The organism is Nocardia miyunensis NBRC 108239, assembly GCF_001613065.1.
Taxonomy (GTDB): domain Bacteria; phylum Actinomycetota; class Actinomycetes; order Mycobacteriales; family Mycobacteriaceae; genus Nocardia; species Nocardia miyunensis.
Genome location: NZ_BDBQ01000028.1, coordinates 93198 through 117744, shown reverse-complemented (window position 1 = coordinate 117744; position 24547 = coordinate 93198). Strand labels below are relative to the sequence as shown.

At 65.6% G+C, this 24547-nt stretch carries 25 protein-coding genes; 12 read left to right on the top strand and 13 right to left on the bottom strand.

Annotated elements, in window-relative coordinates:
* The 4 genes from NM2_RS11725 to NM2_RS50180 form a co-directional block, all read left to right on the top strand.
* Nucleotides 1-231, top strand: a 231-nt coding sequence (locus tag NM2_RS11725; RefSeq protein ID WP_218025896.1) for a hypothetical protein, incomplete at its 5' end; no start/stop codon positions are given.
* 41 nt (nt 232-272) lie between these two features.
* The gene (locus tag NM2_RS11720; protein ID WP_067667535.1) at nt 273-683 is read left to right on the top strand and encodes a hypothetical protein; all 411 of its coding nucleotides are present in this window, start codon (nt 273-275) and stop codon (nt 681-683) included.
* A gap of 209 nt (nt 684-892) precedes the next feature.
* Nucleotides 893-1111 carry a hypothetical protein gene (locus tag NM2_RS50185; protein ID WP_067667533.1) on the top strand — a complete coding sequence of 73 codons (219 nt, stop codon included), beginning with the start codon at nt 893-895 and terminating at the stop codon, nt 1109-1111.
* The gene (locus tag NM2_RS50180) at nt 1108-1536 is read left to right on the top strand and encodes a PIN domain-containing protein (protein ID WP_067667531.1); all 429 of its coding nucleotides are present in this window, start codon (nt 1108-1110) and stop codon (nt 1534-1536) included. The genes NM2_RS50185 and NM2_RS50180 overlap by 4 nt, the downstream gene beginning before the upstream one ends.
* A gap of 320 nt (nt 1537-1856) precedes the next feature.
* On the opposite strand, the gene ilvC is transcribed toward NM2_RS50180, so the two are convergent.
* The 3 genes from ilvC to NM2_RS11695 form a co-directional block, all read right to left on the bottom strand.
* Complete coding sequence (gene ilvC, locus NM2_RS11705) at nt 1857-2870, bottom strand: ketol-acid reductoisomerase (RefSeq protein WP_067667527.1); 1014 nt, start codon at nt 2868-2870, stop codon at nt 1857-1859.
* 217 nt (nt 2871-3087) lie between these two features.
* Nucleotides 3088-3591 carry an acetolactate synthase small subunit gene (gene ilvN / locus NM2_RS11700; RefSeq protein WP_067667526.1) on the bottom strand — a complete coding sequence of 168 codons (504 nt, stop codon included), beginning with the start codon at nt 3589-3591 and terminating at the stop codon, nt 3088-3090.
* Nucleotides 3592-5541 (bottom strand): acetolactate synthase large subunit, encoded by a 1950-nt coding sequence (locus tag NM2_RS11695; RefSeq protein WP_067667525.1) that lies wholly within the window; start codon nt 5539-5541, stop codon nt 3592-3594.
* Between the two features lie 390 nt (nt 5542-5931).
* Here NM2_RS11695 and NM2_RS11690 point away from each other — a divergent pair, with 390 nt between their 5' ends.
* The 6 genes from NM2_RS11690 (at nt 5932) to NM2_RS48935 (ending at nt 11009) form a co-directional block, all read left to right on the top strand.
* Nucleotides 5932-6399, top strand: a complete 468-nt coding sequence (locus NM2_RS11690) for a PH domain-containing protein (RefSeq protein WP_245717962.1) — start codon at nt 5932-5934, stop codon at nt 6397-6399.
* A gap of 194 nt (nt 6400-6593) precedes the next feature.
* Nucleotides 6594-8435 carry a dihydroxy-acid dehydratase gene (gene ilvD, locus NM2_RS11685; RefSeq protein WP_067667521.1) on the top strand — a complete coding sequence of 614 codons (1842 nt, stop codon included), beginning with the start codon at nt 6594-6596 and terminating at the stop codon, nt 8433-8435.
* A 204-nt stretch (nt 8436-8639) separates the two neighbouring features.
* A complete protein-coding gene (locus NM2_RS11680) occupies nt 8640-8966 on the top strand; it encodes a WXG100 family type VII secretion target (protein WP_067667519.1) in 327 nt (108 codons plus the stop codon).
* Nucleotides 8963-9259 carry a WXG100 family type VII secretion target gene (locus NM2_RS11675; protein WP_067667517.1) on the top strand — a complete coding sequence of 99 codons (297 nt, stop codon included), beginning with the start codon at nt 8963-8965 and terminating at the stop codon, nt 9257-9259. Before NM2_RS11680 ends, NM2_RS11675 begins: the two co-directional genes overlap by 4 nt.
* Nucleotides 9256-10743: a colicin E3/pyocin S6 family cytotoxin gene (locus tag NM2_RS47400; protein ID WP_218025895.1), complete on the top strand. Its 1488-nt coding sequence runs from the start codon at nt 9256-9258 to the stop codon at nt 10741-10743. Before NM2_RS11675 ends, NM2_RS47400 begins: the two co-directional genes overlap by 4 nt.
* The gene (locus NM2_RS48935; RefSeq protein WP_157121041.1) at nt 10740-11009 is read left to right on the top strand and encodes a DUF7683 domain-containing protein; all 270 of its coding nucleotides are present in this window, start codon (nt 10740-10742) and stop codon (nt 11007-11009) included. Before NM2_RS47400 ends, NM2_RS48935 begins: the two co-directional genes overlap by 4 nt.
* A 76-nt stretch (nt 11010-11085) precedes the next feature.
* Here the strand turns inward: NM2_RS48935 and NM2_RS11660 are convergent, their stop codons facing one another.
* Genes NM2_RS11660 through NM2_RS11640 form a run of 5 tightly spaced genes read right to left on the bottom strand, consistent with a single transcriptional unit; the run spans nt 11086 to nt 16172 of the window.
* Nucleotides 11086-12525, bottom strand: coding sequence for an NCS1 family nucleobase:cation symporter-1 (locus tag NM2_RS11660; protein ID WP_067667510.1), 1440 nt, complete (start codon nt 12523-12525; stop codon nt 11086-11088).
* 9 nt (nt 12526-12534) lie between these two features.
* A complete protein-coding gene (locus NM2_RS11655; protein WP_067667508.1) occupies nt 12535-12843 on the bottom strand; it encodes a hypothetical protein in 309 nt (102 codons plus the stop codon).
* Nucleotides 12840-13865, bottom strand: coding sequence for a TIGR03842 family LLM class F420-dependent oxidoreductase (locus NM2_RS11650; RefSeq protein WP_067667506.1), 1026 nt, complete (start codon nt 13863-13865; stop codon nt 12840-12842). Before NM2_RS11650 ends, NM2_RS11655 begins: the two co-directional genes overlap by 4 nt.
* 10 nt (nt 13866-13875) lie before the next feature.
* A complete protein-coding gene (gene hydA / locus NM2_RS11645; protein ID WP_067667504.1) occupies nt 13876-15297 on the bottom strand; it encodes a dihydropyrimidinase in 1422 nt (473 codons plus the stop codon).
* Between the two features lie 26 nt (nt 15298-15323).
* The gene (locus NM2_RS11640; protein ID WP_067667502.1) at nt 15324-16172 is read right to left on the bottom strand and encodes a nitrilase-related carbon-nitrogen hydrolase; all 849 of its coding nucleotides are present in this window, start codon (nt 16170-16172) and stop codon (nt 15324-15326) included.
* A gap of 131 nt (nt 16173-16303) precedes the next feature.
* Here NM2_RS11640 and NM2_RS48930 point away from each other — a divergent pair, with 131 nt between their 5' ends.
* Complete coding sequence (locus NM2_RS48930; protein WP_157121040.1) at nt 16304-16477, top strand: hypothetical protein; 174 nt, start codon at nt 16304-16306, stop codon at nt 16475-16477.
* A 100-nt stretch (nt 16478-16577) separates the two neighbouring features.
* Here NM2_RS48930 and NM2_RS11635 read toward each other — a convergent pair whose 3' ends face one another.
* Both NM2_RS11635 and NM2_RS11630 read right to left on the bottom strand, forming a co-directional pair.
* Nucleotides 16578-17192: a Uma2 family endonuclease gene (locus NM2_RS11635; RefSeq protein ID WP_067667497.1), complete on the bottom strand. Its 615-nt coding sequence runs from the start codon at nt 17190-17192 to the stop codon at nt 16578-16580.
* Between the two features lie 127 nt (nt 17193-17319).
* On the bottom strand, nt 17320-18222 hold the full coding sequence (locus tag NM2_RS11630; RefSeq protein WP_067667495.1) for a DoxX family protein: 903 nt from the start codon (nt 18220-18222) through the stop codon (nt 17320-17322).
* Between the two features lie 123 nt (nt 18223-18345).
* Between NM2_RS11630 and NM2_RS11625 the strand changes: the two genes are divergently transcribed.
* Complete coding sequence (locus NM2_RS11625; RefSeq protein ID WP_067667493.1) at nt 18346-19479, top strand: PQQ-dependent sugar dehydrogenase; 1134 nt, start codon at nt 18346-18348, stop codon at nt 19477-19479.
* A gap of 57 nt (nt 19480-19536) precedes the next feature.
* On the opposite strand, the gene gatB is transcribed toward NM2_RS11625, so the two are convergent.
* From gatB to NM2_RS11610, 3 genes are all read right to left on the bottom strand, one after another.
* Complete coding sequence (gatB, locus tag NM2_RS11620; protein WP_067667491.1) at nt 19537-21051, bottom strand: Asp-tRNA(Asn)/Glu-tRNA(Gln) amidotransferase subunit GatB; 1515 nt, start codon at nt 21049-21051, stop codon at nt 19537-19539.
* A 236-nt stretch (nt 21052-21287) separates the two neighbouring features.
* Nucleotides 21288-23780: an ABC transporter permease gene (locus NM2_RS11615; protein WP_067667489.1), complete on the bottom strand. Its 2493-nt coding sequence runs from the start codon at nt 23778-23780 to the stop codon at nt 21288-21290.
* Nucleotides 23777-24502, bottom strand: a complete 726-nt coding sequence (locus NM2_RS11610; RefSeq protein ID WP_067667486.1) for an ABC transporter ATP-binding protein — start codon at nt 24500-24502, stop codon at nt 23777-23779. Before NM2_RS11610 ends, NM2_RS11615 begins: the two co-directional genes overlap by 4 nt.
* Nucleotides 24503-24547: the final 45 nt, after the last annotated feature.

The window sequence follows — 24547 nt, the reverse complement described above, 5'->3', positions numbered from 1 at the left end:
GAAGACGGCAAGGGACTCCACGGCATGATCAAGTTCGCGGCCTACTTCTACGATTACTACAACTTCGATCAGGACCGCACTTTCACAATGGATTTGGAGAAGTCATTCAAGACGAACGTGGACCGGGACATGAGACAGCTCGAAGAGGCAGGCTGGGCGAGAAGCTTTCGCGTTCGCGGCAATACGACGAGCGCATACTCACAACCCATGTCATGGGAAGGGCCGCTCTGAGCATGTTTTCGCGCAGAGGCGCTCTAGGGAACGCTGGTCTCGTGGGTCTGCTGGGGGCGGTGACCGTTCTGGCCGGGTGCTCGTCCGGCGATACATCGACCTTGGATGCGATGGCCAAGTGCGGGAAAATCCACTTTGCCAGTCCGCCCCATGTGGTCGCGGACAAGTCGGGGGCGCTTTTCGGATCCGGGCAGACGCTGTGGGCGGTCGTCGACATTCCGCTGGATCAGCTGGATGCTTTTCGGCAGCAGTCCGGGCTCGGGCAGTTCAATGCCGGGGTGCCGCTCGACATTCCCGGCTACTTCAAGGATGCCGGGGCGGTGGCCGACGTCCTGAAAACCGACGACGGCAACGTCAGTGTCGAAGACGCCCACGCGATTCCGGCACGACGCGTCGCCGTGCACACCACCGGTCCGGCCGAGCGGCGGGTCTTCATCAGCGTGCTCTGCTGACATCTCGACCCGAACCACGGAACCTGTTCAGTCCCTGGATGTTTCACTACCCGGCTGTGTCTCATCCTTCGCCGAATCAGTCAACTCATCGAGGAACGCATCGCGACGCGCGACCATCTCCTCCGATCTTCGCACCATCACTATCGAACATCTATCCTCCTGCATCACAGGCGAATGGGATACCCAATATATTCCGGTATACTCAAAGTATGTCCGATCTGACAACCATCAAGGTACCGAAAGTGGTTCGCGACCGACTGCAACGAGTCGCGGCTTCCAAGGGAGTCACTCTCGCGCAGGCACTCGACCAGCTTCTGGACACAGCCGCAGCTCAACCGAAGCCGACCATCGGGGGCTACCGCAGCGATCGCCCACTCTCGGCCGAAGAGATCGACCGGCAGCTCGGCCAAGGATTCGGGGCCTGGTGACGGCCACCGTAGTCGACACCAGTGCGATTCTCGCACTCTTCGACGAGTCTTATGAGGAGCACGCTCAGCTGGCTCGGATCGTCGGTAGCGGGGATGAGCACCTCGTCGTATCCCCATTCGTGGTCGCCGAGGCCGACTACATGCTTTACGCCCGATTGGGGTCCCGAGCCGCCCGCGACTTCGCCGGCGATGTGGCGGCCGGGGCCTATGAACTCGCGGAATGGACAGCCAATCAGCACGCGGCGGCGCTCGCGATCACCGGAAAGTACGACGACGGTTACATAGGCATCGCCGATGCGTCCAATGTCGTCATTGCCGACCGGGAGCGCACCGACCGAATCATGACTCTCGATCAGCGACATTTTCGAGCCTTGCGACCGCTTTGGGGCTTCAGTAACTTCGTTCTGCTGCCCTACGACAACTGAGCGTCAATCCTGTCCTGTGGCCATACCGGAAGCCGTACTCGTCGGGGAACTCGCCGCTACCGGCAATCCGGATCGCCTCTGTCTGCCCGTCGGAAAATGCGTAGATCGGGCCGCTGCGGACGGAAGACGCGGCCCACCGTACTCTTCGGTGAGCCGCGACAGAACTCGCGTACGGACAACCGGTAGGCACATTGGGCCCGAAAGCCGCTGTCGCACAGGAATATCGCGATCTCGGTGATCTCCCGCCAAGCGGGATGCCCCGAAACGCACTGCGGCCCGGCACCTTTCGAAGGTGCCGGGCCACAGCGGATGCGAAAACCTTACGCGGTCTCGGTGATCGGCCGGTCGACCCAGCTCATCAGGCCGCGCAGCTTGGCGCCGGTGACCTCGATGGGGTGCTCGGCGTTGGCCTTGCGCAGGGACTCGAGTTCCTTGTTGCCGCCCTCGACGTTGGCGACCAGGCGCTTGACGAAGGTGCCGTCCTGGATGTCCTTCAGGATCTCCTTCATGCGCTCCTTGGTGCTCGCGTCGATGACGCGCGGGCCCGAGAGGTAGCCACCGAACTCGGCGGTGTCGGAGACCGAGTAGTTCATCCGGGCGATGCCGCCCTCGTACATCAGGTCGACGATCAGCTTCAGCTCGTGCAGCACCTCGAAGTACGCCATCTCCGGCGCGTAACCGGCCTCGACCATGACCTCGAAACCGGTCTTGACCAGTTCCTCGGTGCCACCGCAGAGTACGGCCTGCTCACCGAACAGGTCGGTCTCGGTCTCCTCCTTGAAGGTGGTCTTGATGACGCCCGCGCGGGCGCCGCCGATGGCCTTCGCGTAGGACAGCGACAGGGCCTGGCCCTCGCCCTTGGGGTCCTGGTCCACGGCGATCAGGCAGGGCACGCCCTTGCCGTCGACGAACTGGCGACGCACCAGGTGGCCGGGGCCCTTCGGGGCGACCATGCCGACGGTGACGTTGCCCGGAGCCTTGATCAGGCCGAAGTGGATGTTCAGGCCGTGGCCGAAGAACAGCGCGTCGCCGTCCTTCAGGTGCGGCTCGATGTCGTTGGTGAAGATCGACGCCTGCGCGGTGTCGGGAGCGAGCAGCATGATCACGTCGGCCCACTCGGAGACCTCGGCGGGGGTGCCGACCGTCAGACCGGCCTCTTCGGCCTTGACCCGCGACTTCGAGCCCTCCTTCAGGCCGATGCGGACCTCGACGCCGGAGTCGCGCAGGCTCAGCGAGTGCGCGTGCCCCTGCGAGCCATAGCCGATGACGGCGACCTTGCGTCCCTGGATGATCGACAGGTCGGCGTCGTCGTCGTAGAACAGCTCGATAGCCACTGGTTGTATCCCTTCGCGGATGATCCCCGGGCATGCCGGGGAGTGTGTTCGGTACACGCGCCACGAGGCGCATTCAATTCAATGCATCAATTTCGATCGGACCCCGCGCCAGCGGGGAAAAGCAGTTGCGCCGACCTATTCGACCGACGACAACCCTAGTCCTCGCGGTGCGGCGTGGATGCAGCGCCCGTCGGCTACCACCCGGGTACGGCGTAGGTCAGCGGGTCGCGGTGATCGATTTGGGCCCGCGGCCCACCGCCACCACGCCGGACTGCACGATTTCGCGGATGCCGTACGGTTCCAGCATCCGCAGCAGCGCGTCGAGTTTGGACCGGGTGCCGGTCGCCTCGACGGTCAGCGCATCGGGCGAGACGTCGATCACCTTGGCGCGGAACAGATTCACCGCTTCGATGACCTGGGTGCGCACACTCGAATCGGCGCGCACCTTGACCAGGATCAGCTCGCGAGCCACCGAGTTGTCCGCGTCCTGCTCCACGATCTTGATGACGTTCACCAGCTTGTTGAGCTGCTTGGTCACCTGCTCGAGCGGCAGGTCCTCGACCGTCACCACGATCGTCATCCGCGAGACGTCCGGCAGTTCGGTGCCGCCGACCGCGAGGGATTCGATGTTGAATCCGCGCCGGGAGAACAGGCTCGCCACCCGGGCCAGCACGCCGGGCTTGTCCTCCACCAGCACGCTCAGTGTGTGGGTGGTACTCATCTACTGGTCCCCATTCTGCGCGGCCCGATCCTGCGCCTGGTCGTGCGCCATCGCCTCGTGGATCACCGAGGGCTCCGCGGCCGCTTCGTCGTCGTCGAACAGCGGGCGGATACCGCGAGCTGCCATGATCTCGTCGTTGGAGGTACCGGCGGCGACCATCGGCCACACCTGCGCGTCCTTGCCGACGATGAAGTCGATCACCACGGGACGGTCGTTGATCGACTGCGCCTCGCGGATCGCGGCTTCTACATCCTCTTCCTTCTCCACGCGGATGCCGTGGCAGCCCAGCGCTTCGGCGAGCTTGACGAAGTCGGGGATGCGCAGGGTGTGCGTGCCCAGATCGGTGTTGGAGTAGCGCTGCTCGTAGAACAGCGTCTGCCACTGCCGGACCATGCCGAGGTTGCCGTTGTTGATCAGCGCGACCTTGATCGGCACGCCCTCCACCGCGCAGGTGGCCAGCTCCTGATTGGTCATCTGGAAACAGCCGTCACCGTCGACCGCCCACACCTCTTTGTCCGGCGCGCCCATCTTCGCGCCCATGGCCGCCGGAACGGCGTAACCCATGGTGCCCAGACCGCCCGAATTGAGCCAGGTGCGGGGCTTCTCGTACTTGATGAACTGCGCGGCCCACATCTGGTGCTGGCCGACGCCGGCGACGTAGATCGCGTCCGGACCGGCGAGCTGGCCGAGCTTCTCGATGACGAATTCCGGGGACAGCGAACCGTCGGAGGACGGGGTCCAGCCCAGCGGATAGGCCTCGCGGATACCGTCGAGGTAGCTCCACCACTCCGAAAGCTCGAGCAGCGCGGTGTTTTTCGCGGTCGAGTGCGCGGGATCGGCCTTGAGCGTCTCGATCAGCTCGGTGATCACCTCGCGGCAGTCGCCCACGATCGGCACGTCCGCGTGCCGGTTCTTGCCGATCTCCGCGGGGTCGATATCGGCGTGGATCACCTTGGCGTTCGGGGCGAACGAATCGAGCTGGCCGGTGACGCGGTCGTCGAAACGCGCGCCGAGCGTGATCAGCAGATCCGACTTCTGCAGTGCCGCAACGGCTCCCACGGTTCCGTGCATTCCGGGCATACCCATGTTGAGCCGGTGGCTGTCCGGGAACGCGCCGCGCGCCATCAGCGTCGTGACGACCGGGATGCCGGTCAGCTCGGCCAGTTCCAGCAGTTCCGCCGAGGCCTCGGCCTTGATCACGCCGCCGCCGACGTACAGCACCGGGGACTTCGAGTCCAGGATCATCCGGGCGGCCTCGCGCACCTGCTTACCGTGCGGTTTGGTCACCGGGCGGTAGCCGGGCAACCGCATCTCCGGCGGCCAGCTGAACAGGGTCTGCGCTTGCAGCACGTCCTTGGGGATGTCGACCAGCACCGCGCCGGGACGGCCCGTCGAGGCGAGGTGGAATGCCTCGGCGATCATCCGCGGGATGTCGAGCGCATCGTTGACCAGGAAGTTGTGCTTGGTGACCGGCATGGTGATACCGGAGATGTCCGCCTCCTGGAAGGCGTCGGTGCCGATCAGCCCGCGACCCACCTGACCGGTGATCGCGACCAGCGGCACCGAGTCCATCTGCGCGTCGGCGATCGGGGTCACGAGGTTGGTCGCGCCCGGACCGGATGTCGCCATGCACACACCGACCTTGCCGGTGGCCTGGGCGTATCCGGTCGCGGCGTGACCCGCGCCCTGCTCGTGCCGGACCAGCACGTGACGGACCTTGGTGGAATCGAAGAGCGGGTCGTAGAGAGGCAGTACCGCACCGCCTGGAATACCGAAGACCGTCTCGACGCCGAGCTCCTCGAGGGAGCGGACGACCGACTGCGCGCCGGTGACCCGCTCGGGCGGGACCTGGCGGCGATTCGGTGCGGCAGTAGTCGCGGATGTCGGCTGATTGGCCGAGGGCGCGGGCCTGCGGGCCGAGGGCCCGGGGCGTGCGGTAGGTGCGCTCACCGTCTTGATCCTTTACTGCTTGTCATCTCTAGCGGAACTGGCCTGAACACAAAAAAGCCCCCGACAGCCGATGGCTGATCGAGGGTGGCGCGTCGCAGCTACGAGCTGAAGTAATCAGTCTCAGCGCTGGACGCGCCGGCCGATTACGAGGAGCTCGATTCGATTCACGCGCTCGACGGTATGTGGGCGTGAGGCGTTGAGTCAAATTCCTTGACATGGGTGTCCCATCATGTGAGACAGGGCTGAATCTGTGTCCGATTGCCGTGATGCGAGGATGGGGGTGTGTCCTCGTCGCATCAGTCCGTGCCACCTGCTCGATCGTCCCACACCACCGACCAGGCAGCCGATACGGGTCGGGTGATCAGAAACCCGCGCCTAGGTCATCTCGCCGTGTTCGTACTGCTGTTCTGTGTGGCATTCGCCTTCTTCGGCTGGCCCCAGGTGCTGTGGGTGCTGTTCGTGATTCCGATCGCCGTCGCGATCTGGATCGAGCGCACGCGCACGAAGGTGTCCGCATCCGGGCTGGATCTGCGGACGTTCTTCGGTTCCCGGCATATCGACTGGTCACAGGTGCAGGGCGTGAGCATTCCGAAGCGTGGTTATGTGCGCGCGCATCTGTCCGACGGGGCGGAGGTGCCGCTGCCCGCGGTCGGGTACGACCGGTTGCGCATCCTGATCGAGGCCAGCGGAGGGCGCATCCCGGACCCGTTCGCGGCGGCCGAGGAGGCCGAGGCCAAGGCCCGCGCCGAGGCCGCGAGGGAACAGGACGAGGCGGCCGAGAAGACCGGCGACGAGACCGAGATCACCCACACGACCGAGGTCACCGCCGAGTCCGAGCGGACCCGACACGTCCGCTGATGTCGCGGGAATATCGGCCGCCGGTTGTGTGCTAGTACAGAAATCGGTCGATCGCGATACAACAATGTCGCGGGCCGCGAAGTCGCCCACCGGCGCATCACATCCTCCTCACTCGGGAGTACCGTAAAAGGGCCGTCCAGGCAGTCACCAGTCGCCGAACAGCCCCCGCGACGAGATTCGAGGACCCGACACCTATGCCACCGCTTCGTTCACGTACCACCACGGCCGGCCGCAATGCCGCAGGCGCACGCGCGCTGTGGCGGGCCACCGGCCTCACCGACTCCGATTTCGGTAAGCCGATCGTCGCTATCGCGAACTCGTACACCCAGTTCGTTCCCGGCCACGTGCATCTGAAGGACGTCGGCGAGATCGTGGCGGACGCGGTCCGGGCCGCGGGCGGCGTACCGCGCGAATTCCACACCATCGCCGTGGACGACGGCATCGCGATGGGTCACGGCGGCATGCTCTACTCGCTGCCCAGCCGCGAGATCATCGCCGATTCGGTGGAGTACATGGTCAACGCGCACACCGCCGACGCGCTGGTGTGCATCTCCAACTGCGACAAGATCACCCCCGGCATGCTCAATGCCGCGATGCGCCTGAACGTCCCGACGGTGTTCGTCTCCGGCGGTCCGATGGAGGCCGGTAAGGCGGTGGTCGTCGGCGGTGTCGCGCAGGCGCCGACCGACCTGATCACCGCCATCTCCGCGAGCGCGTCGAGCGCCGTGGACGACGAGGGCCTGTCCGAGGTCGAGCGCAGCGCCTGCCCGACCTGCGGTTCCTGTTCGGGCATGTTCACCGCCAACTCGATGAACTGCCTGACCGAGGCGCTGGGCCTGGCCCTGCCGGGCAACGGCTCCACGCTGGCCACCCACGCCGCCCGTCGCGCGCTGTTCGAGCGGGCCGGGACCGCCGTCGTCGAGGCCGCCAACCGCTGGTACCGCGAGGACGACGCCTCGGTCCTGCCGCGAAACATCGCCAACGCCAAGGCTTTCCGCAACGCGATGGCCCTGGACGTGGCCATGGGCGGTTCCACCAACACGGTGCTGCACACCCTCGCCGCCGCACAGGAGGGTGAGATCGACTTCGATCTGGGCACCATCGACGAGATCTCGCGTCGCGTGCCATGCCTGTCGAAGGTCTCCCCCAACTCCGATTACCACATGGAAGACGTGCACCGCGCCGGTGGCATCCCCGCCATCCTCGGTGAGTTGCGTCGCGCGGGACTGCTGGAGACCGACGTCTCCACCGTGCACACCCGCAGCTTCGACGAATGGCTGGACACCTGGGACATCCGCTCGGGCAAGGCGTCCGACGAGGCGCTCGAGCTGTTCCACGCCGCGCCCGGCGGGGTGCGCACGACGGTGCCGTTCTCCACGAACAACCGCTGGTCCTCGCTGGACACCGACGCCGAGGGCGGCTGCATCCGCGATCTCGCGCACGCGTACACGGTCGAGGGCGGGCTGTGCGTGCTCAAGGGCAATATCGCCCCCGACGGCGCGATCCTCAAGACCGCGGGCATCGATGAGGACCTGTTCACCTTCGAGGGTCCGGCCGTGGTGCTCGAATCCCAGGAGGACGCGGTCTCGGCCATCCTCGGCAAGAAGATCACCCCCGGCGACGTCGTCGTCATCCGGTACGAGGGCCCCGCGGGCGGTCCCGGCATGCAGGAAATGCTGCATCCCACCTCGTTCCTGAAGGGCCTGGGCCTGGGCAAAGTCTGCGCGCTGATCACCGACGGCCGCTTCTCCGGCGGCACCTCGGGCCTGTCGATCGGCCACATCTCCCCCGAGGCGGCCAGCGGCGGCACCATCGGCCTGATCGAGGACGGCGACCGCATCCGCGTCGACGTGCACACCCGCGCGCTGGAACTGCTCGTCTCCGACGAGGTGCTCGCCGAACGTCGCGCGAAAATGGATGCGCGCGAACGTCCTTGGCAGCCGGTCGCCCGCGATCGCCCGATCACCACCGCGCTGCGCGCCTACGCCGCGTTGGCGACGTCGGCCGACAAGGGCGCTGTCCGTCGCGTGCCGTAGTAGCCCTTTCGCTGTGAATTCGGACCCGCTCATCGTGAGCGGGTCCGAATGGTTTTGTGCGGCATACTAATCCGACACCGCCGGGTAGGATCGTCGCCCTGATCCGGCCCTCTGATCGAAGGACGCCTCGAGCTTCTCGAGGCGAGTATGCTCACAAGAGCTGAAAGATATTCTGCCACAGCGATATCGAGGGGGAGAATCATCATGGCACAATCAGAGGGAACCGCTGGCAGCGCTTTCGATGTCGTTCCGGAAGATGTGAGGGAATTCGGCCGTATGGCGTATCGCCTGGCCTCGGAACTTCGGTCCGCCGCGGCAACGCTCAACACCGAGGTGCGGAATCTGGGCACCAGTTGGACAGGTACTGCGTCGAGTTCCTATCAGGCAGGGTGGAGCGAGCTACACGCTGGGGCGGCGGACACGTGGGATGCGTTGTTCGAGCTGGCCACAAAGCTCGGGATCACCGCAGACAACTTCTCGCAGACCGACACGAATTTCGCATCTTCGATAAGTTCATTGGACTTGCCATGAGTAGCGCCGACTTCTCCGTCGACCTGGATCATCTGGATCAGGTGACCGTTAGAATCAAAGCATTCGCCGAACTCCTAACCGAGCACCTTTCGGAATTAGACAAGTGTGCTGATCAATTGACGCAATCGTGGTCGGGTGAAGCCTCATCAGCGTATTCGTCAGCACACCAGGAATGGAGCGCGGCGGCCACGGAGATTCGAGACGGCCTGAATTCCATCGAGACCGCCGCCCGGACCGCTCACGGCAATTACGGCACCGCATTGAAAGGCAATAAGGGAATGTTCGATATATGAGCCCGCCGGTCGATGTATCGCCTGATGCACTCACCAGTGCAGGCTCTTCCCTGAATACGGTGTCCAGCGGAGTCTCTACCCAGCTGACAGCTCTTCAGACGAGTCTGTCGACTTGTGGCGGCATGTGCGGCAACGATCCGTCCGGCGTCGTGCTGGCGAAATCCGTCAACAAGACGACGAACGCACTCATGCTGGCGTTGACGAATATTGTGAATGGCACGGCACGTATCGGTGACGCCGTCAAGGCGTGCGGAGCAAATCACGGCAACGCCAATGCGGCATCCGATATGGGCACTAGCGAGAGTTGCCCGATTCCATTCCCAGCTGAAACCCCGCAGATCCAGGTCAAGTATCCCCCTTCGAGCGAGGGCGGCGTAGGTGAGTCTATATTCGCGCGAACCGCAGAATTGCTCGCCGGCATGGTTTGCCCGAATGGCGACCAAAGCAAATTGCGCACCGCTGCCACGGCATGGCGTTCGATGGGAGCGACATGCAGTAGCAACTCGGCAAGTCTCGGCGCCCCCAAAGCGAACGTCGCCGCACAGAATATTCCCGAGGGAGGGGATATCTGTGATTCGATTACCTCTATCGCTGCCTGGTTGACAAATACGGCAAGCTCCTGCACGAATCTTGCGGCGCAGCTCGAGCAGCACGCACAGCACTTGGACGATGTCGACGAGGCGTTGGCGCAGCTCACAGCAAAGGTCACACACCCGTCCTCATTGATTTCGGGTGTGATTCACCTGATCGAAGGTGATCACAGCGGCGTAGCGGATGAAATCCGCACGATACTCGACAATTTCGGATCCGAAGCCGATGCGCTCGGCAGCATTATCGCCTCCGAGGCGGAGAAGGTCGAAAAAATTGCTTCCGATGCCGCGCGATATGTGGGAATCGTTCTCTACAATGTGGCAGCGGAGCTGGTCAATGTGGTCGCTTCTTACGGTAATGCGATCCAGCACGATCCATTGCGTATGGGAACTGATATCGCCACGACGGTCGCCGGTTTCGCTCTGACGACATTGGGTGGCGGCGGCGAGATCCTGGGAACGGGACTTGATGCTACGGGTCTGGGAGCGGCGCTCGGCGTTCCGACCAACATCGCTTCAGCAGGAGTTATCGCGGCGGGTGTGGGCCTAGCGGCGGGCGGCATTACGGACTCGGCTCGCGACGTTCAGGGCAATATGGTGTCGCCGATGGCCCGCAAGAGCCCTGGAGGACGAGGCCCAGTCGAGCGCAAACCAGCCCCCAAGGCCCTGAAAGCATTCCCCGATGCCAAAAAGGTGGACATGAAAACTCCGGTCCAGGGCGGAGGTAAACTTCGACCGCGGTGGAAGGATCCAAAGGGAAGGATATACGAGTGGGATTATCAACATAAAACGGTAGAAATGTACAGCAAAAACGGCAAACACCTTGGTGAGTACGATCCTGACACAGGAGTTCAGACCAAACCAGCCGACAAGACGAGAAAGGTTGAGCCATGAGGTTCGAAGTCACCGCCTACGACAAGGCATCTGAACAGCTGGTCAGCGAGATCGATGTGACGCCAATCGGATATAACTTTGCATGTGAGCTGCTCGGCATTCCTCTCGAGGACCTTGTATACGTATACAGATTGAATGCCGATCAAATCAGTGCAATCTCTCATCGTGCAGGTATAGATATTCCGTTCGATCCGTCGCGGTCATACTACCTCGAACCCACCGCTGAATATGATGATGAGACTTGGCCACCCAAACCGGAGCAGTGAGGCTTCTACTGCGTATCTTACAGAAGTGCAGTCCGCGGCATGCCGCATCTCCTCTTTATCGGCGACTGGAATCTAATTACTTTTTCGCGGAACGCTTTCCGATGCTCAGGGCGTACATCAGTCCGCCGCCGAGAATGACGCCGACAGGCCAGGACAGGGCGGTTATATACTGGGAGTGCGGGATCAGGGCAACCAGTACTCCGACCACACCCGAGATCACCAGGGCGGTCAGGGCGCGGGGGTTGAAGCCGCGGGTGTAGTGGTAAGTGCCTTGGGGCGCTTCGGAATACAGGTCGGTTACCACGGTCCGCTGGCGGCGGATGAGGTAGTAGTCGACGATCAGGATGCCGAACACCGGGCCCATCAGGGCGCCGACGCCGCCGAGGAAGTAGACGATGAAATTCTGGTTCGCCCACAGCTTCCAGGGCAGGACCAGGATCGACAGCACGGCGGTGATGATGCCGCCGGTGCGGAACGAGATGTATTTCGGTGCGGTGTTGGAGATGTCGTAGGACGGGGAGACGAAGTTCAGCACAACGTTGATGCCTACCGTCGCGATGGCGAACACCGCCGCGGCGATGACGACGATCGTATTGCTGTGGATGTGAGCGACCAGTTCCACCGGATCGGTCAGCACCTTGCCGTACACCTTCAGCGTGGCCAGCGAGATGACGATCGAGATCACCACGAAGGCGGTCTCGTTGAACGGAATCCCCCACGCGTTGCCGCGCACGATGGCCTGCCTACTGGGCGAGAAGCGCGCGAAATCGGCGTAGTTCACCAGCGGCCCGGCCATGAACGCCACCATCAGGAACGCGACCCCGACGAACGCCGCCACGGTCTTGCCGCTCGACAGCGCAGCACCCGCGCGAGACCCGAAATCGATACTCCAACCGGCCTTTCCGAGAATCCAGATCGCGAGCGCCAGCATGCCGATCCACACCACCGGCCCCGCGAAATCCGAGACTCGGCGCACCACCTCCATGCCGTAGGTGATGATCAGCAATTGCACCGCCCACAGCACCAGGAACGAGATCCAGCCCAGCTCCGACAGGCCGATGAAACTGTGCTGCGTCAGCGATTTCAGCCCGGGTGCGACCCGCAGCAGCAGCACGATCAGCGCGGTGGAGGCCAGATACGTCTGAATGCCGTACCAGAACACCGCCACCAGCGCCCGCAGCAGCGCGGGAATATTCGCGCCGAATATCCCGAAGGCGCCGCGGGCGAAAACCGGGAACGGCACCCCGACCCGCTGTCCGGCCACGCCGATCAGATTGCTGCCGCCCCACAGCACCAGCACGCCGACGAACAGCGCCACCATGGTCTGCCACCCGGTCAGACCGAGGGCGAGCATGCCCACGGCGAATCCGTAGCTGCCGATGCTGTGCGCCGAGGTCATCCACAGGCAGAACAGGTCCCAGGTGCGCCAGGCGTCGGTTTCCGAGGTGGTGGGCTTCAGGTCCGCATTGACCAGCGCCGAACGTTCGGCCACCGGCGCCGGTTGTGTGTCCGTCATGAAAGTTCCTCACTCGATCTCGAGGTCGTCGGCTCGCGGGTCGAATACCTCGCGAGTCACGCCCACCACGTTCCCCACCTCACGGGATGTCGCCATGTTCGGCTGCACCACGTGAATCCTGTTGTCGGCCAGGAAAATCAGCACATCGCGCACCTGGCTGACAGCGAAATATCCTGTGCCGGCCGGTCCAGCGCCGATCTGCTCGCGGTCGATGTGGCGGACGTCATCGATCATCAGCGGCGTGAACCGCCGGGAGAAGACGTGGATCTGGCCGAGATCGCATGTCTGCCAGTCGATATCGCTCTCAGTTACGGTCACGATTTCACCCGCGATGCAACCACGGCGGGAGTGAGCTGCGGGATGACGACGTTGCCGTACACGCGCATGGTCTCCTCGTTGTTGTCGTGTTGCAGGTATCCGGCGAACTGATCGACGCCGAGTTCGGCGAGCCGGTGCAGCTTGGCGAGGTGTTCCGCGGGTGTGCCCAGAATGCAGAACCGGTCGACGACCTCGTCGGTGACGAAGTCCGCGTGGGTATTTCCCGCGCGGCCGTGCAGGTTGTAGTCGTAGCCCTGCCGCCCGGCGATGTAGTCGGTAAGTGCGGTAGGGACCTGTCCGTTCGCGCCGTAGCGGGCGACGATGTCGGCGACGTGATTGCCGACCATGCCGCCGAACCAGCGGCACTGCTCGCGCATGTGCGCGTAGTCCGTCCCGATGTAGGCCGGCGCGGCCACACAGATCTTCACCGCGCCCGGATCGCGTCCGGCCGCGGCGGCGGCCTCCCGGACGGTGCGGATCATCCACTCGGCGATGTCCGGATCGGCCAGTTGCAGGATGAATCCGTCGGCGACCTCGCCCGCGAGCGTCAGAGCCTTCGGACCGTAGGCCGCGACCCACACCTCCAGCCGCGAGCCGACGCTCCACGGGAGTTGCAGTGTGCGCCCACCGTATTCGACGGCCCGGGAGTTGGCCAGCTCGCGGATCACATGGATCGATTCGCGCAGCGTCTCGAGTGTGGTGGGACGTCCGCCGCCGACCCGCACGGCCGAATCACCGCGCCCGATACCGCATATCGTGCGGTTGCCGTACGCCTCGTTGAGGGTGGCGAAGGTGGACGCGGTCACCGCCCAGTCCCGGGTGGCCGGATTGGTCACCATCGGCCCGACCGTAATTCGCTTGGTCTCGTTCAGGATTCGGCTGTGCAGCACGTACGGCTCTTGCCACAGGATGTGCGAATCGAAGGTCCACACATGGCTGAAGCCGTACGCCTCGGCCAGTTTCGCCAGATGCACCGTGCGCGCCGCCGGGGGGTCGCACTGCAGTACCGCTCCGAATTGCATTGCCGTCTCCCTAGATCAGGTACTGACAGGGATCCCGGCGCACGAAGCGTCCGTCGCCCTTGCGGCCGAGGTACTCCCCCGCGTCGACGACGACCTTGCCGCGCGAGAGCACCGTGTCGACGTGGCCGTCGATCTCGAACCCCTCCCAGGCGGAGTGGTCCATGTTCATGTGATGGGTCTTGCCCAGGCCGATGGAGGTGTGGCCGTTCGGGTCGTAGATCACCACGTCGGCGTCCGCGCCCGGCGCGAGTACGCCCTTGCGGCCATACAGCCCGAACATGCGCGCCGGTGTGGTGGAGGTGATCTCGACCCACCGCTCGAGGCTGATCCGGCCCTCGACCACGCCCTGATACATCAGGTCCATCCGGTGCTCGACCGAGCCGATGCCGTTGGGAATCTTGGAGAAATCCCCGACACCCATATCCTTCTGCCCCTTCATACAGAACGGGCAGTGGTCCGTGGCCACCATCTGAATATCGTTGGTACGCAACGCCTGCCACATATGATCCTGATGATGCTCCGCGCGCGAGCGCAGCGGTGTCGAGCACACCCACTTGGCGCCCTCGAAACCCGGCGCGCCCAACTGCTCCTCGAGCGACAGGTACAGATACTGCGGGCAGGTCTCGCCGAACACGTTGCGGCCCCGATCCCGCGCCGCCGCCACCTGCGCCACGGCCTGTTTCGCCGAGACGTGCACGACATACAGCGGGGCGCCGGTCAGATCGGCCAGCATGATCGCCCGGTGGGTGGCCTCCTCCTCTAGCTGCCAGACCCGCGCGACGCCGTGGTAGTACGGATCGGTCTTACCCTGCTCGAGCAGTTGGCTCACAAGCACGTCGATGGCCGGGCCGTTCTCGGCGTGCATCATCGTCATCAGACCGGTCTCCGCGCCGGTCTGCATCGCGCGCAGGATCTGCGCGTCGTCGCTGTAGAACACGCCCGGATAGGCCATGAACAACTTGTAACTGGTGATGCCCTCGCCGGGCAGCTCACGCAGCGCCTTCAGCGACGCCGCGTTCACATCCCCGACGATCTGATGAAACCCGTAGTCGATCGCGCACTGCCCGGCGGCCATCTCGTGCCAGGTGGCCAGGCAGTCCTGCAACCGCTCCCCGAACTTCTGCACCGCGAAGTCGATGATCGTGGTGGTGCCGCCCCACGCCGCGGCGCGGGTGCCGGTCTCGAAATCGTCCGAGGCGGTGGTACCCCCGAACGGCATCGACATGTGCGTGTGCGCGTCGATGCCGCCGGGGACGACGTATTTACCGCTGGCGTCGATGACCGTGTCCGCGCTGCGGGCGAGGTCCGAGCCCAGCACGGTGCTGCCCGGTTCGAGCAGCGCGGCGATCCGCTCACCGTCGACGAGAATGTCCGCGGCGATCCGGCCGGTCGACGAGACGACGGTACCGCCGGTGATGAAAGTGGTTGGCATACCGGGTAACTCCTTCCGGGAACGGATCAGGGCGCGACGATGGACTCGTACGAATCCGGGCGCCGGTCCCGGTAGAACTGCCAGTCCCCGCGCACCTCACGCACCACGTCCAGGTCCAGTTCGCGGATCACGAGTTCCTCGGTCCCGGTGGAGGCGACCGCGCCGACGTAGTTGCCGCGCGGATCCACGAAATACGAACTGCCGTAGAAGGTCACCGCTGAATCGCCGAATTCCTCACTCTCCGTGCCGATCCGGTTGTTGGCCGCGATGTAGTACTGATTGGCCGCCGCGGCCGCGGGCTGCTCGAGCTCCCAGAGCCGGTTGGACAGACCGGGTTTGGTCGCCGAGGGGTTGAACACCAACTCCGCACCCGCCAGCCCCAACGCCCGCCAGCCCTCGGGAAAGTGGCGGTCGTAACAGATGTAGACCCCGATCCGGCCGACCGCGGTGTCGAACACCGGATAGCCGAGGTTGCCGGGCCGGAAATAGAACTTCTCCCAGAAGCCCGGCAGGTTCGGGATGTGGTGTTTGCGGTACTTGCCCAGATAGCTGCCGTCCGCGTCGATCACCGCGGCCGCGTTGTACAGCACCCCGGGCTGCTCCTGCTCGTAAACCGGCAGAATGACGACCATATTGTGCCTACGGGCCAGTTCGGCGAATCGCGCGGTGGTGGGACCGGGCACCGATTCGGCGTACTCGTAGTACTTCTTGTCCTGAACATTTCCGAAGTAGGGCCCGTAGAACAATTCCTGGAAGCAGATCACCTGCACACCCTCGGCAGCTGCCGCTTCGACGAACTTCTCATGCTTGACCAGCATCGATTCCCTGTCCCCGGTCCAGGTGGCCTGGGTGATGGCCGCCTTGATCGTCGTCATGAGAGGGTCTCCTTCCCGAATTGTTTCGCTATTGTTGAATATAAACATTTCGTGAATATTTCGGTGAATGCCGGAATTGTAAACCTGCCATGCCGACGACCAGGCGAAAATGAGTGGACCGTTAGGGATCGATGACCCAGCTCCCGGCTACGGACACAAAGCTCACCGCCGACCACCAGTCGCCGGCGATCCCCGAGTTCGGCACCTTCCTCCGGCCCGGCTGGGCCTGTCCGGACGCACTCGCCGTGGTCGACGCGGTACTGGAAACCGTTGGTGCGCAACCCATTCCAATGCCCATGGACTAAAGAGTTCGTCGGGCGGTACGCCAGGTCTGCGCCACCGCGGTCAGCTTCGGGCAGTAGTTACCGGCGCAGATCACCGAACCTGTCGCCCGGTGTCCCGGATTCATCGCCTGCGCGGCAGGGTGCTCTGCAACTCCTTGAACGTCACGGCGAGTTCAACCGGATCGGTGAGTACGAGAGCATCGGTGTGGGTGTGCCGGACCACGTAGCGCCGCCCCGACCAGTCGAGTCGGTTCTCCTCGATCTCGGTTATCTGTTGCCAGTTCTTGTCGAAGTGCACGACCAGGTAGACGGGGATTCCGGCGCGGGCGTACAGTTCCCGCTTGATGCCGATATCGGCATCTACTGTGCTGTCCGACGTAACCTCCACGATCAGCAACGTCTGGCCGGCCACCGTCTGGAGGTCGTATCCGCCATCCGAACAATCTCGGAGCAGGGCGTCGGGGTACCGCGCTCGCAGACGCCGCGAGGGATCGCCCCCTTCGGCGTCAGCCAGACGGACCGGAGTGTCGCTGTGCACCTGACGGCATGGTCCGGACGGATCGATGGCGTATTCGAGCTCGTTGACCAACCGGCGCACGACGATGTCGTGCTCCGGCGATTGCGCCATGGACTCGATCAGCAACCCGTCGTGAATCTCACCGAATGCATCCGGAGGGCCTGCGAGGAACTCCTCCACCGTGACCACGCGCTCCGAGGCATTGTGCGGTGTGCTCATACAAAAGAGACTAGCGGCGCTGCTATGACCGGTCCATGCGCCCGCCGAGCGCGCTCATCCGGCACCACGCACGAATGCGGACCCGCTCGAGTGCGCGGGTCCGCATTGCTTTGCGCGGCAGTGTGAGTCAGCGGTGTATGCCGTGGAAGGGATTGCCGCCGTGCAGGTAGAACCAGGCGGCCGCGGCGGCTATCAGCGCGAGGACGAGAGCTGCGAAGGAGCCGTAGCGGGGGCGGGTGGCCCAGCCTCGGCTGCGGTCGAAGGACAGGCGGCCGGGGCCGGTGAGGATGAGGGCGGCGGCCAGGCCCGCGAGGATCGACTCCAACTCGACTGTCTTGTACTCGAATCCGGAGGACATGCCCTGTTTCCAGAGCCACGCGTCGCTGATCGAGGCCAGGACAGCGCCCGCGGCCAGCGGGGTCGCCAGGCCCAGGATGATCAGGATGCCGCCGCCGACCTCGGCGACGGTGAGCATCGAGGCGGACAGCTCGACGTGCTTCCAGCCGCCGGAGGAGAGCATCTCGTGGGTGCCGTTCAAACCCGGGCCGCTGGGCCATCCGGCCAGCTTCTGCAGGCCGTGGTAGAGGAAGGTCAGGCCGATGACCAGGCGCAGGACCAGCAGGCCCAGATCCTGGGTGCCACGACGAGTGTCGGTGCGGGCCAGACGTTTACGTGGAGTGCCGTCACCGCTCGGGGCGGGCGGGATGGTGGCGAAGGAATAGGTCGGGGCGGTCGGATCGCTCTCCGGCACGTCGCGGTCCGCGCCGGGCAGTTGACTCCCGGCCGCTTCGTACCGGCCGATTCCGACCGATTCGTACTGGCCGGTGGTATACGGTTCGGCGGACGAGCCGCCCGCCGCGGGAACGTCGGGATCGAGGCCGAGTTCGTCCTCGGTGCGCGGGACATCCGAGCCGGGTGTGGCTTTCACCGTCGGGAACTCACCGGTGGGCCCATCGTAGGGGCTGCGCGCCGGTTCCCCGAGACGCCCGGGAGTGTTCGACTCGGATGATGCATACGGCTTGTCGGTCACCCGTGCAGACTATGTCGACGCCGGGATCCGCGCTTCGTCTCCGCGCGGCGTGTCCGCGCCACGCGGGCCGGTCGGGTCACCCCCTGCGAGCGTGCGCCGCGGTATTTCCGTAACGTCTGACCCATGAGTGTGGTTGTCGCGGGCCGTATCGCTGTGAGCTTGGCCGTCACCGCCGGTCTGCTGGCCGGATGCGCCAGTTTCGACGATTCCGCCGCCAAACCGTTCACCCCCGCACCCAGCATCAACCCCGAGGGATCGGGACCGACCACCACGCCCTCGACCAAGCCGTCCACGCCCAAACGCGCCGCCGGGCCGTGCGTCGACCCGGATCCGAGCGTCGTGGTGTCCTGCCTGGACACCACCGGCGGGCTCGCGGTCCTGCCCGACGGGCAGCAGGCCCTGGTGACCGAGCGCCTGACCGGACAGGTGGTGAAGGTTGTCAACGTGGATCCCAGCCAGGTGCCGCCGAAGCCGAGCGAGGTGGCCAAACTCGATGTGGACGCCAGCGGTGACGGCGGTCTCACCGCTGTCGCATTGTCGCCGACGTACGACGAGGACGGGCTGATGTACGCGTACGTCACCACCGCGAGTGACAACCGCATCGTGCGCATCGGCGCGGACGGCGCGCCGAAGCCGATCCTGACCGGAATTCCCAAGGGCGCCACTGGAAATCGCGGCGCCATCGACTTCGTCTCGGACACCAAGATGGTGGTGGAGACCGGTAACGCGGGCGATCCCGGCGCGGCTGGGAATCCGAATTCGCTGGCGGGCAAGGTCTTCACGATCGACAACCCGGTGCCCGGCAGCGCGAATCCGAAGATCCTCGCCTCGGGTATCGCCACGGCCGGTGGCGTTTGCCCGGATCACAAGGACACCATCTGGTTCACCGACCGCACCGCGACCGAGGACCGGCTCCAGCGCGTGGACACCAACGGCACCGTGAGCACCGGGTGGACCTGGCCCGACCGGCCGGGAGTGGGCGGATGCGCGGCCGCCGTGGACGGCGTCGCGGTCTCGCTGGCCGGGGGCAAGGCGCTGGCGTTCGCCACCGCCGATCAGAACACCCACGCCATCACCACGCAACCGACCCTGGTCGCGCAGAACAAGTACGGCCAGTTGAACGGCGCGTCCCTGGCCCCGGACGGCTACGTCTGGGTGGACACGGTCAACAAGCCGTCCGCGGCCGGACCGCTGGACGACCGCGTCGTGCGGATTCCGCCGCCGAAGGGCGGCTCGGGCAACGGCTCGCCGGACTAGCCGGCGGCCGGCGGCGCACCGGCTCCGATGCGCCGCCGATCGTTCGAATCCGCCGGACTATCCGGCGACGCCGCAGGCCGCCAGCACCAGCTCGCGCACGCGGGCGGCGTCGGCCTGGCCGCGAGTGGCCTTCATGACATCGCCGACGACCTTGCCCGCGGCCTGCACCTTGCCCGAACGGATCTTCTCGGCGATGTCCGGGTTGGCCGCCAGGGCCTTGTCGACCTCGGTCTGCAGAGCCGAATCGTCGGACACCATGCCCAGGCCCTTGGCCTCGACGATCGCACCCGGCTCGCCCTCCCCGGCCAGCACGAAGTCGACGACCTGCTTGGCGACCTTGCTGTTGATGGTCTTGGCCTCGACCAGGGCGACGACCTCGGCGACCTGCTGCGGGGTGATGGGCAGCTCCTCGAGCGTCACCTCGCGTTCCTTGGCCTGCTCGGTGAGGTAGTTGACCCACCAGGCGCGAGCCGCGTCGACCGAGGAGCCCGCGTCGACGGTCGCGATGATCGGATCGAGCGCATCGGCGTTGATCAGATCGCGGAACACCTCGTCGGACAGACCCCACTCGGCCTGGATGCGGGCGCGACGCAGCCACGGGTACTCCGGGATGGTGCCGCGCAGTTCCTCGACCCAGGCCGCGTCGGGGGCGACGGGCTCGAGGTCGGGCTCGGGGAAGTAGCGGTAGTCCTCGGCGGTCTCCTTGATGCGGCCGGGCGAGGTGGTGCCGTCGGTCTCGTGGAAGTGCCTGGTCTCCATGAGGATCGACCCGCCCTCGGCGAGTATCGCGCCTTGCCGCCGCATCTCGAACCGCACCGCGACCTCGACGCTCTTGAGCGAGTTCACGTTCTTGGTCTCGGTGCGGGTGCCGAACTCCTTGGCGCCCTTGGGCATCAGCGAGACGTTCGCATCGCAGCGCAGCGAGCCCTGCTCCATCTTCACGTCCGAGACGCCGAGGGATTTGAGCACCTCGCGCAGTGCGGTGACGTAGGCGCGGGCCACCTCGGGCGCGCGCTCCCCCGCACCGGTGACCGGCTTGGTGACGATCTCGATCAGCGGAACGCCCGCGCGGTTGTAGTCCAGCAGCGAGTGGCTCGCGCCGTGGATGCGGCCGGTGGCGCCGCCCACGTGCAGGGACTTGCCTGTGTCCTCCTCCATGTGGGCGCGCTCGATCTCGACCCGGAAGGTGGAGCCGTCGTCGAGCACGACGTCCAGGTGGCCGTCGGTGGCGATCGGCTCGTCGTACTGGCTGATCTGGTAGTTCTTGGGCTGGTCGGGATAGAAGTAGTTCTTGCGCGCGAACCGGCCCCACGGGGTGATCGAGCAGTTCAGCGCGAGGCCGATGCGGATGGCCGACTCGACGGCCTTCTCGTTGACCACCGGCAGCGAGCCGGGCAGCCCCAGGCACACCGGGCATACCTGGGTGTTCGGCTCGGCGCCGAACGCCGTCGGGCAGCCGCAGAACATCTTGGTCGCGGTGCCCAGCTCGACGTGCACCTCCATGCCCAGCACCGGCTCGAACCGGTCGACGACATCGGCATAGTCCATCAAGTCCACCGTGGGTGCAGTCATGCCATGATTCTAAGGAAACCCCCGACACCGTCGAGCCGCCGCACCCCGTCCAGAAGAACGCACCCGCTCCGATGGCCATACCGGGTGCGACTACCTGGAAAGAGTGCGGAGAAAGCCCACACACTCACCCAGGCCGGGTGGTCCGAACTCCTACCGCACCCCGGACGTGCCCGGCGGCGAAAATTAGGACCCTCACCCGACCCGAGCTCGGGTGAGGGCTCCCCTCCTGTGTCCGATCAATCTGCCGCGATGGCTTCGACGATCGGCATCCGGGCCGCGCGCACCGCGGGCGGGATCGAACCCAGCAGCGCCAGAACCAGTGCGGCCGAGGCGTAGACGAGCAACATCGGGCTCGGGGAATAGGCCACGGGGATGGTCATGGCCCGGCCGAACGCGATGTCGGCAAGGTACTGGACCGCGGCGCCGATCGCCAGCCCGAGCACCGCGCCGGTCAGGCCGATTCCGGCCGCCTCGGTGAGCACCGTGCGCAGCAGGAACCGGCGGCTCGTGCCCATCGCCCGCAGTACGCCCAGTTCACGACGCCTTTCCAGAACCGAGAGCATCAGCGTGTTCAGCAGGGCGATCGTCGCGACCAGCACCACGATCCACAGGATCGATCCGGACAGCGAGGTCCCCTGTTTCACGCCCCCGGACACCGCCGCCACCGCACCCGCGCCGGAGTCCACCGACAGTCCCCGCGGCACGGCCCGGCGCAGCAGATCGAGTTCGGTCGCGGGGTTCACGCCGGGGGCGTAGCTGATTCCCAGAATGGTCTCCCCGGGCCGTTCGTACCACTGCCGCAGTACGTCCAGATCCAGCAGCACCGTCCCGGTGATCGCCGAGAAGTACGGAATCACTTGCAGCACATGGACTTCGTGGATGCCCGTGGGCGTCGGCAGGTCCAGCTTCGAACCCTCGCGCACCCGCAGCCGCCGGGCCACATCCGCCGAGACGACGATGCCCTCACCACGCGCCATCCGTTCCAGCACAACGGAATTCAACCCGGCGACCGGACCGGCCGCGAGACCGCGCTCGTACGCCTGCAACATCACCTGACCCCCGCCGAGGGTGGCGAAGGCCATCTGCGCGGAACCCACATCGGCCACTCCCGGCACCGCCCGGATCCGGGCCTTCAGATCCGCGGGCAGCAGCGGCCCGGTCGGGAACTCGGCCAGCGAGCTCGTGCTGACGTAGGCGTCCCGGCGACCGAGATCGGCGAAGGTGGCCGTCGCCGAATCGACCAGGTTGCGTGACGCGCCGCCCATGGCGACCACCGCGGTCACGCCGATCATCACGGTCATCGCGGTGGCCCAGACGCGGCGCGGGGCACGCTCGATCGTGGTGGCGCCCAACGCTCCCGGCGCGCCGAACACTCGCGCGATCGTCGCGGCGGACCGCACGATCGGCCCGGTCGCCGCGAAGCACAGCACCACCGCCGCACTGATGGACAGCGAGATGGCGGCCAGGGACAACCGGCCGATATCCGCGCGGGCGATCAGAATCGCCGCGACGACCATCACACTCCCGAGAAGTACCGCGCCCCAACGCAACAGCGGGTTAACCACATCGGATTTCGATACCCCCACCGGCGCCAGCGCCTCGATCGGCTGCACCTTGTAGATCTGCCGCGCCGCGATCGCGGCGGCGGCCGTACTGGCCAGCACACAGGCCGCGATGGCGATCGGGATCGCGTATCCGGGCACCAGATATTCGATGCGCGCCTGCACCGAGGCCATCATCGCCGAAGGCACCTGATGAATCGCGATGCGCCCCATGAACATTCCCACCACCGCGCCGATGCCGCCGCCGAGCAGGCCGAGCAGTGCGGCCTCGGCGATCAGATCGCGCACCATCGGCCCGCGCCGCCCGCCGATCGCCCGCAGTAATGACAGCACCGGACGTCGTTGCGCCACAGCCATACTCATCGCGTTGTAGATCAGGAAGCCCGAGACGATCAGCGCCGCGGCCGAGGCCATCGTGGTCGAGTAGCGCACCAGCTGGATGGCCCCGCCCGCCTGTGCGGTGCGCAGGCTCGGATCGGCCACCACCGCGCGGCCGTCCACCACCGCGGTGAGCGCCGAACGCAGTTGCCCCACATCGGTTCCCGGGGTTGGCACGATCTCGATCGAATCGAGCTGACCGGACCGGCCGAGGATCTTCTCGGCCACCGGCAGCGCCGCCACGACGATCTGCCCGCCGTTGAGCTGCCCGGACGTGCGGTCGTCCAGTACCCCCGCCACCGTCACCGGGGCCGAACCGAGCGTGAACCGCTCCCCCTCGTGCCGACCGAGACCCGCGCCGACCAGCACCCCATCGGGCACCGAGAGCAGTTTCACCGCCTGCGAGCTCATCGGCCCGGCCAGCGCACTGCCCAGCGCGGAGACACTGGCATCGGCCCCGATCAGCAACGTGCGGTCCGCGCCCGTGCCGATCCTGGACCGCACCATCGGCACCGCCGCCGACACCCCGGGCACCGCCCGGATGAGCGGCAGCAGACTCTGCTCGAATCCGGCGTCGGTGACACCGGAGATCTCCAGTGCCGCAGCGCCTCCCAGCGCCCGGGTGAGTTTGTCGACCGAACCGGTGACCGAGCCGGAGATACTCAGCACCGAGACCAGCAGACCGGCCGAGACGCCCATGACGACCATCGAGGTCAGTGTTCGGCCGCGATGTGCGACCAGTTCGCCGATATTGAACAGCCGCAACCGATCCCACGCGGCGGCGATCATGCGCGAACCGCCGGGTGCCCGTCCGCGGAGCGTCGCTCGGGGGCGTGCTCGCCGGCGGCGATCGATCCGATTCGCCCGTCTCGCAGGGTGATCACGCGATCGCAGTAGTGCGCCGCGGCCATGTCGTGCGTGACCATCACCACCGAGTTCCCCTGTTCGGTGATCGTGCCGAACAGTTCCAGGATGGCCGCGCCGGTCTTGGAATCCAGGTTGCCCGTCGGCTCGTCGGCCAGGATCAGCGGCGGGTCCATGATCAGCGCCCGCGCCACGGCGACGCGCTGCATCTGCCCGCCGGACAGCTCGGCCGGACGATGCTCGGCGCGCTCGTGCAGCCCGACCAGATCCAGCAGTTCCAGCGCCCCCGGCTTGGCCTTGCGTAATCCGGTGCCGTCCAACAACTTCGGAATGGCCACGTTCTCCCAGGCGGTCAACGCCGGCAGGAGATTGAAGAATTGGAAGACGAAACCGACACGGTGCCTCCGGAATTCGGACTGCCGATCATCACCCAGGCCGCCGATCTCCTCGCCCTGGAAGGTGATCGACCCCGAATCGGGCGAGTCCAGTGCGCCCAGCAGGTGCAGCAGCGTGGACTTTCCGGATCCCGAAGGCCCGATGACGGAGGTGAACTCGCCCGCGGCGATGCTCAGGCTGACGCCATCGAGAGCGCGGACCCGCTGCTGCCCGACTCGGTATTCCTTGACGACGTCGGTCAACTCCAACATCGGTGTTCCCCTCCTCGTTTCCACCCGCTCACCGGGCACCGTCTC

What these genes read in the sequence shown, in the direction of transcription:
- NM2_RS11615 (WP_067667489.1), bottom strand. Translation starts at nt 23,780, where the DNA reads ATGATCGCCGCCGCGTGGGATCGGTTGCGGCTGTTCAATATCGGCGAA.
- NM2_RS11650 (WP_067667506.1), bottom strand. Translation starts at nt 13,865, where the DNA reads ATGCAATTCGGAGCGGTACTGCAGTGCGACCCCCCGGCGGCGCGCACG.
- NM2_RS11640 (WP_067667502.1), bottom strand. Translation starts at nt 16,172, where the DNA reads ATGACGACGATCAAGGCGGCCATCACCCAGGCCACCTGGACCGGGGAC.
- ilvN (WP_067667526.1), bottom strand. Translation starts at nt 3,591, where the DNA reads ATGAGTACCACCCACACACTGAGCGTGCTGGTGGAGGACAAGCCCGGC.
- hydA (WP_067667504.1), bottom strand. Translation starts at nt 15,297, where the DNA reads ATGCCAACCACTTTCATCACCGGCGGTACCGTCGTCTCGTCGACCGGC.
- NM2_RS11625 (WP_067667493.1), top strand. Translation starts at nt 18,346, where the DNA reads ATGAGTGTGGTTGTCGCGGGCCGTATCGCTGTGAGCTTGGCCGTCACC.
- NM2_RS48935 (WP_157121041.1), top strand. Translation starts at nt 10,740, where the DNA reads ATGAGGTTCGAAGTCACCGCCTACGACAAGGCATCTGAACAGCTGGTC.
- NM2_RS50185 (WP_067667533.1), top strand. Translation starts at nt 893, where the DNA reads ATGTCCGATCTGACAACCATCAAGGTACCGAAAGTGGTTCGCGACCGA.
- gatB (WP_067667491.1), bottom strand. Translation starts at nt 21,051, where the DNA reads ATGACTGCACCCACGGTGGACTTGATGGACTATGCCGATGTCGTCGAC.
- NM2_RS48930 (WP_157121040.1), top strand. Translation starts at nt 16,304, where the DNA reads ATGACCCAGCTCCCGGCTACGGACACAAAGCTCACCGCCGACCACCAG.
- NM2_RS47400 (WP_218025895.1), top strand. Translation starts at nt 9,256, where the DNA reads ATGAGCCCGCCGGTCGATGTATCGCCTGATGCACTCACCAGTGCAGGC.
- NM2_RS11635 (WP_067667497.1), bottom strand. Translation starts at nt 17,192, where the DNA reads ATGAGCACACCGCACAATGCCTCGGAGCGCGTGGTCACGGTGGAGGAG.
- NM2_RS11680 (WP_067667519.1), top strand. Translation starts at nt 8,640, where the DNA reads ATGGCACAATCAGAGGGAACCGCTGGCAGCGCTTTCGATGTCGTTCCG.
- ilvD (WP_067667521.1), top strand. Translation starts at nt 6,594, where the DNA reads ATGCCACCGCTTCGTTCACGTACCACCACGGCCGGCCGCAATGCCGCA.
- NM2_RS11675 (WP_067667517.1), top strand. Translation starts at nt 8,963, where the DNA reads ATGAGTAGCGCCGACTTCTCCGTCGACCTGGATCATCTGGATCAGGTG.
- NM2_RS11610 (WP_067667486.1), bottom strand. Translation starts at nt 24,502, where the DNA reads ATGTTGGAGTTGACCGACGTCGTCAAGGAATACCGAGTCGGGCAGCAG.
- NM2_RS11660 (WP_067667510.1), bottom strand. Translation starts at nt 12,525, where the DNA reads ATGACGGACACACAACCGGCGCCGGTGGCCGAACGTTCGGCGCTGGTC.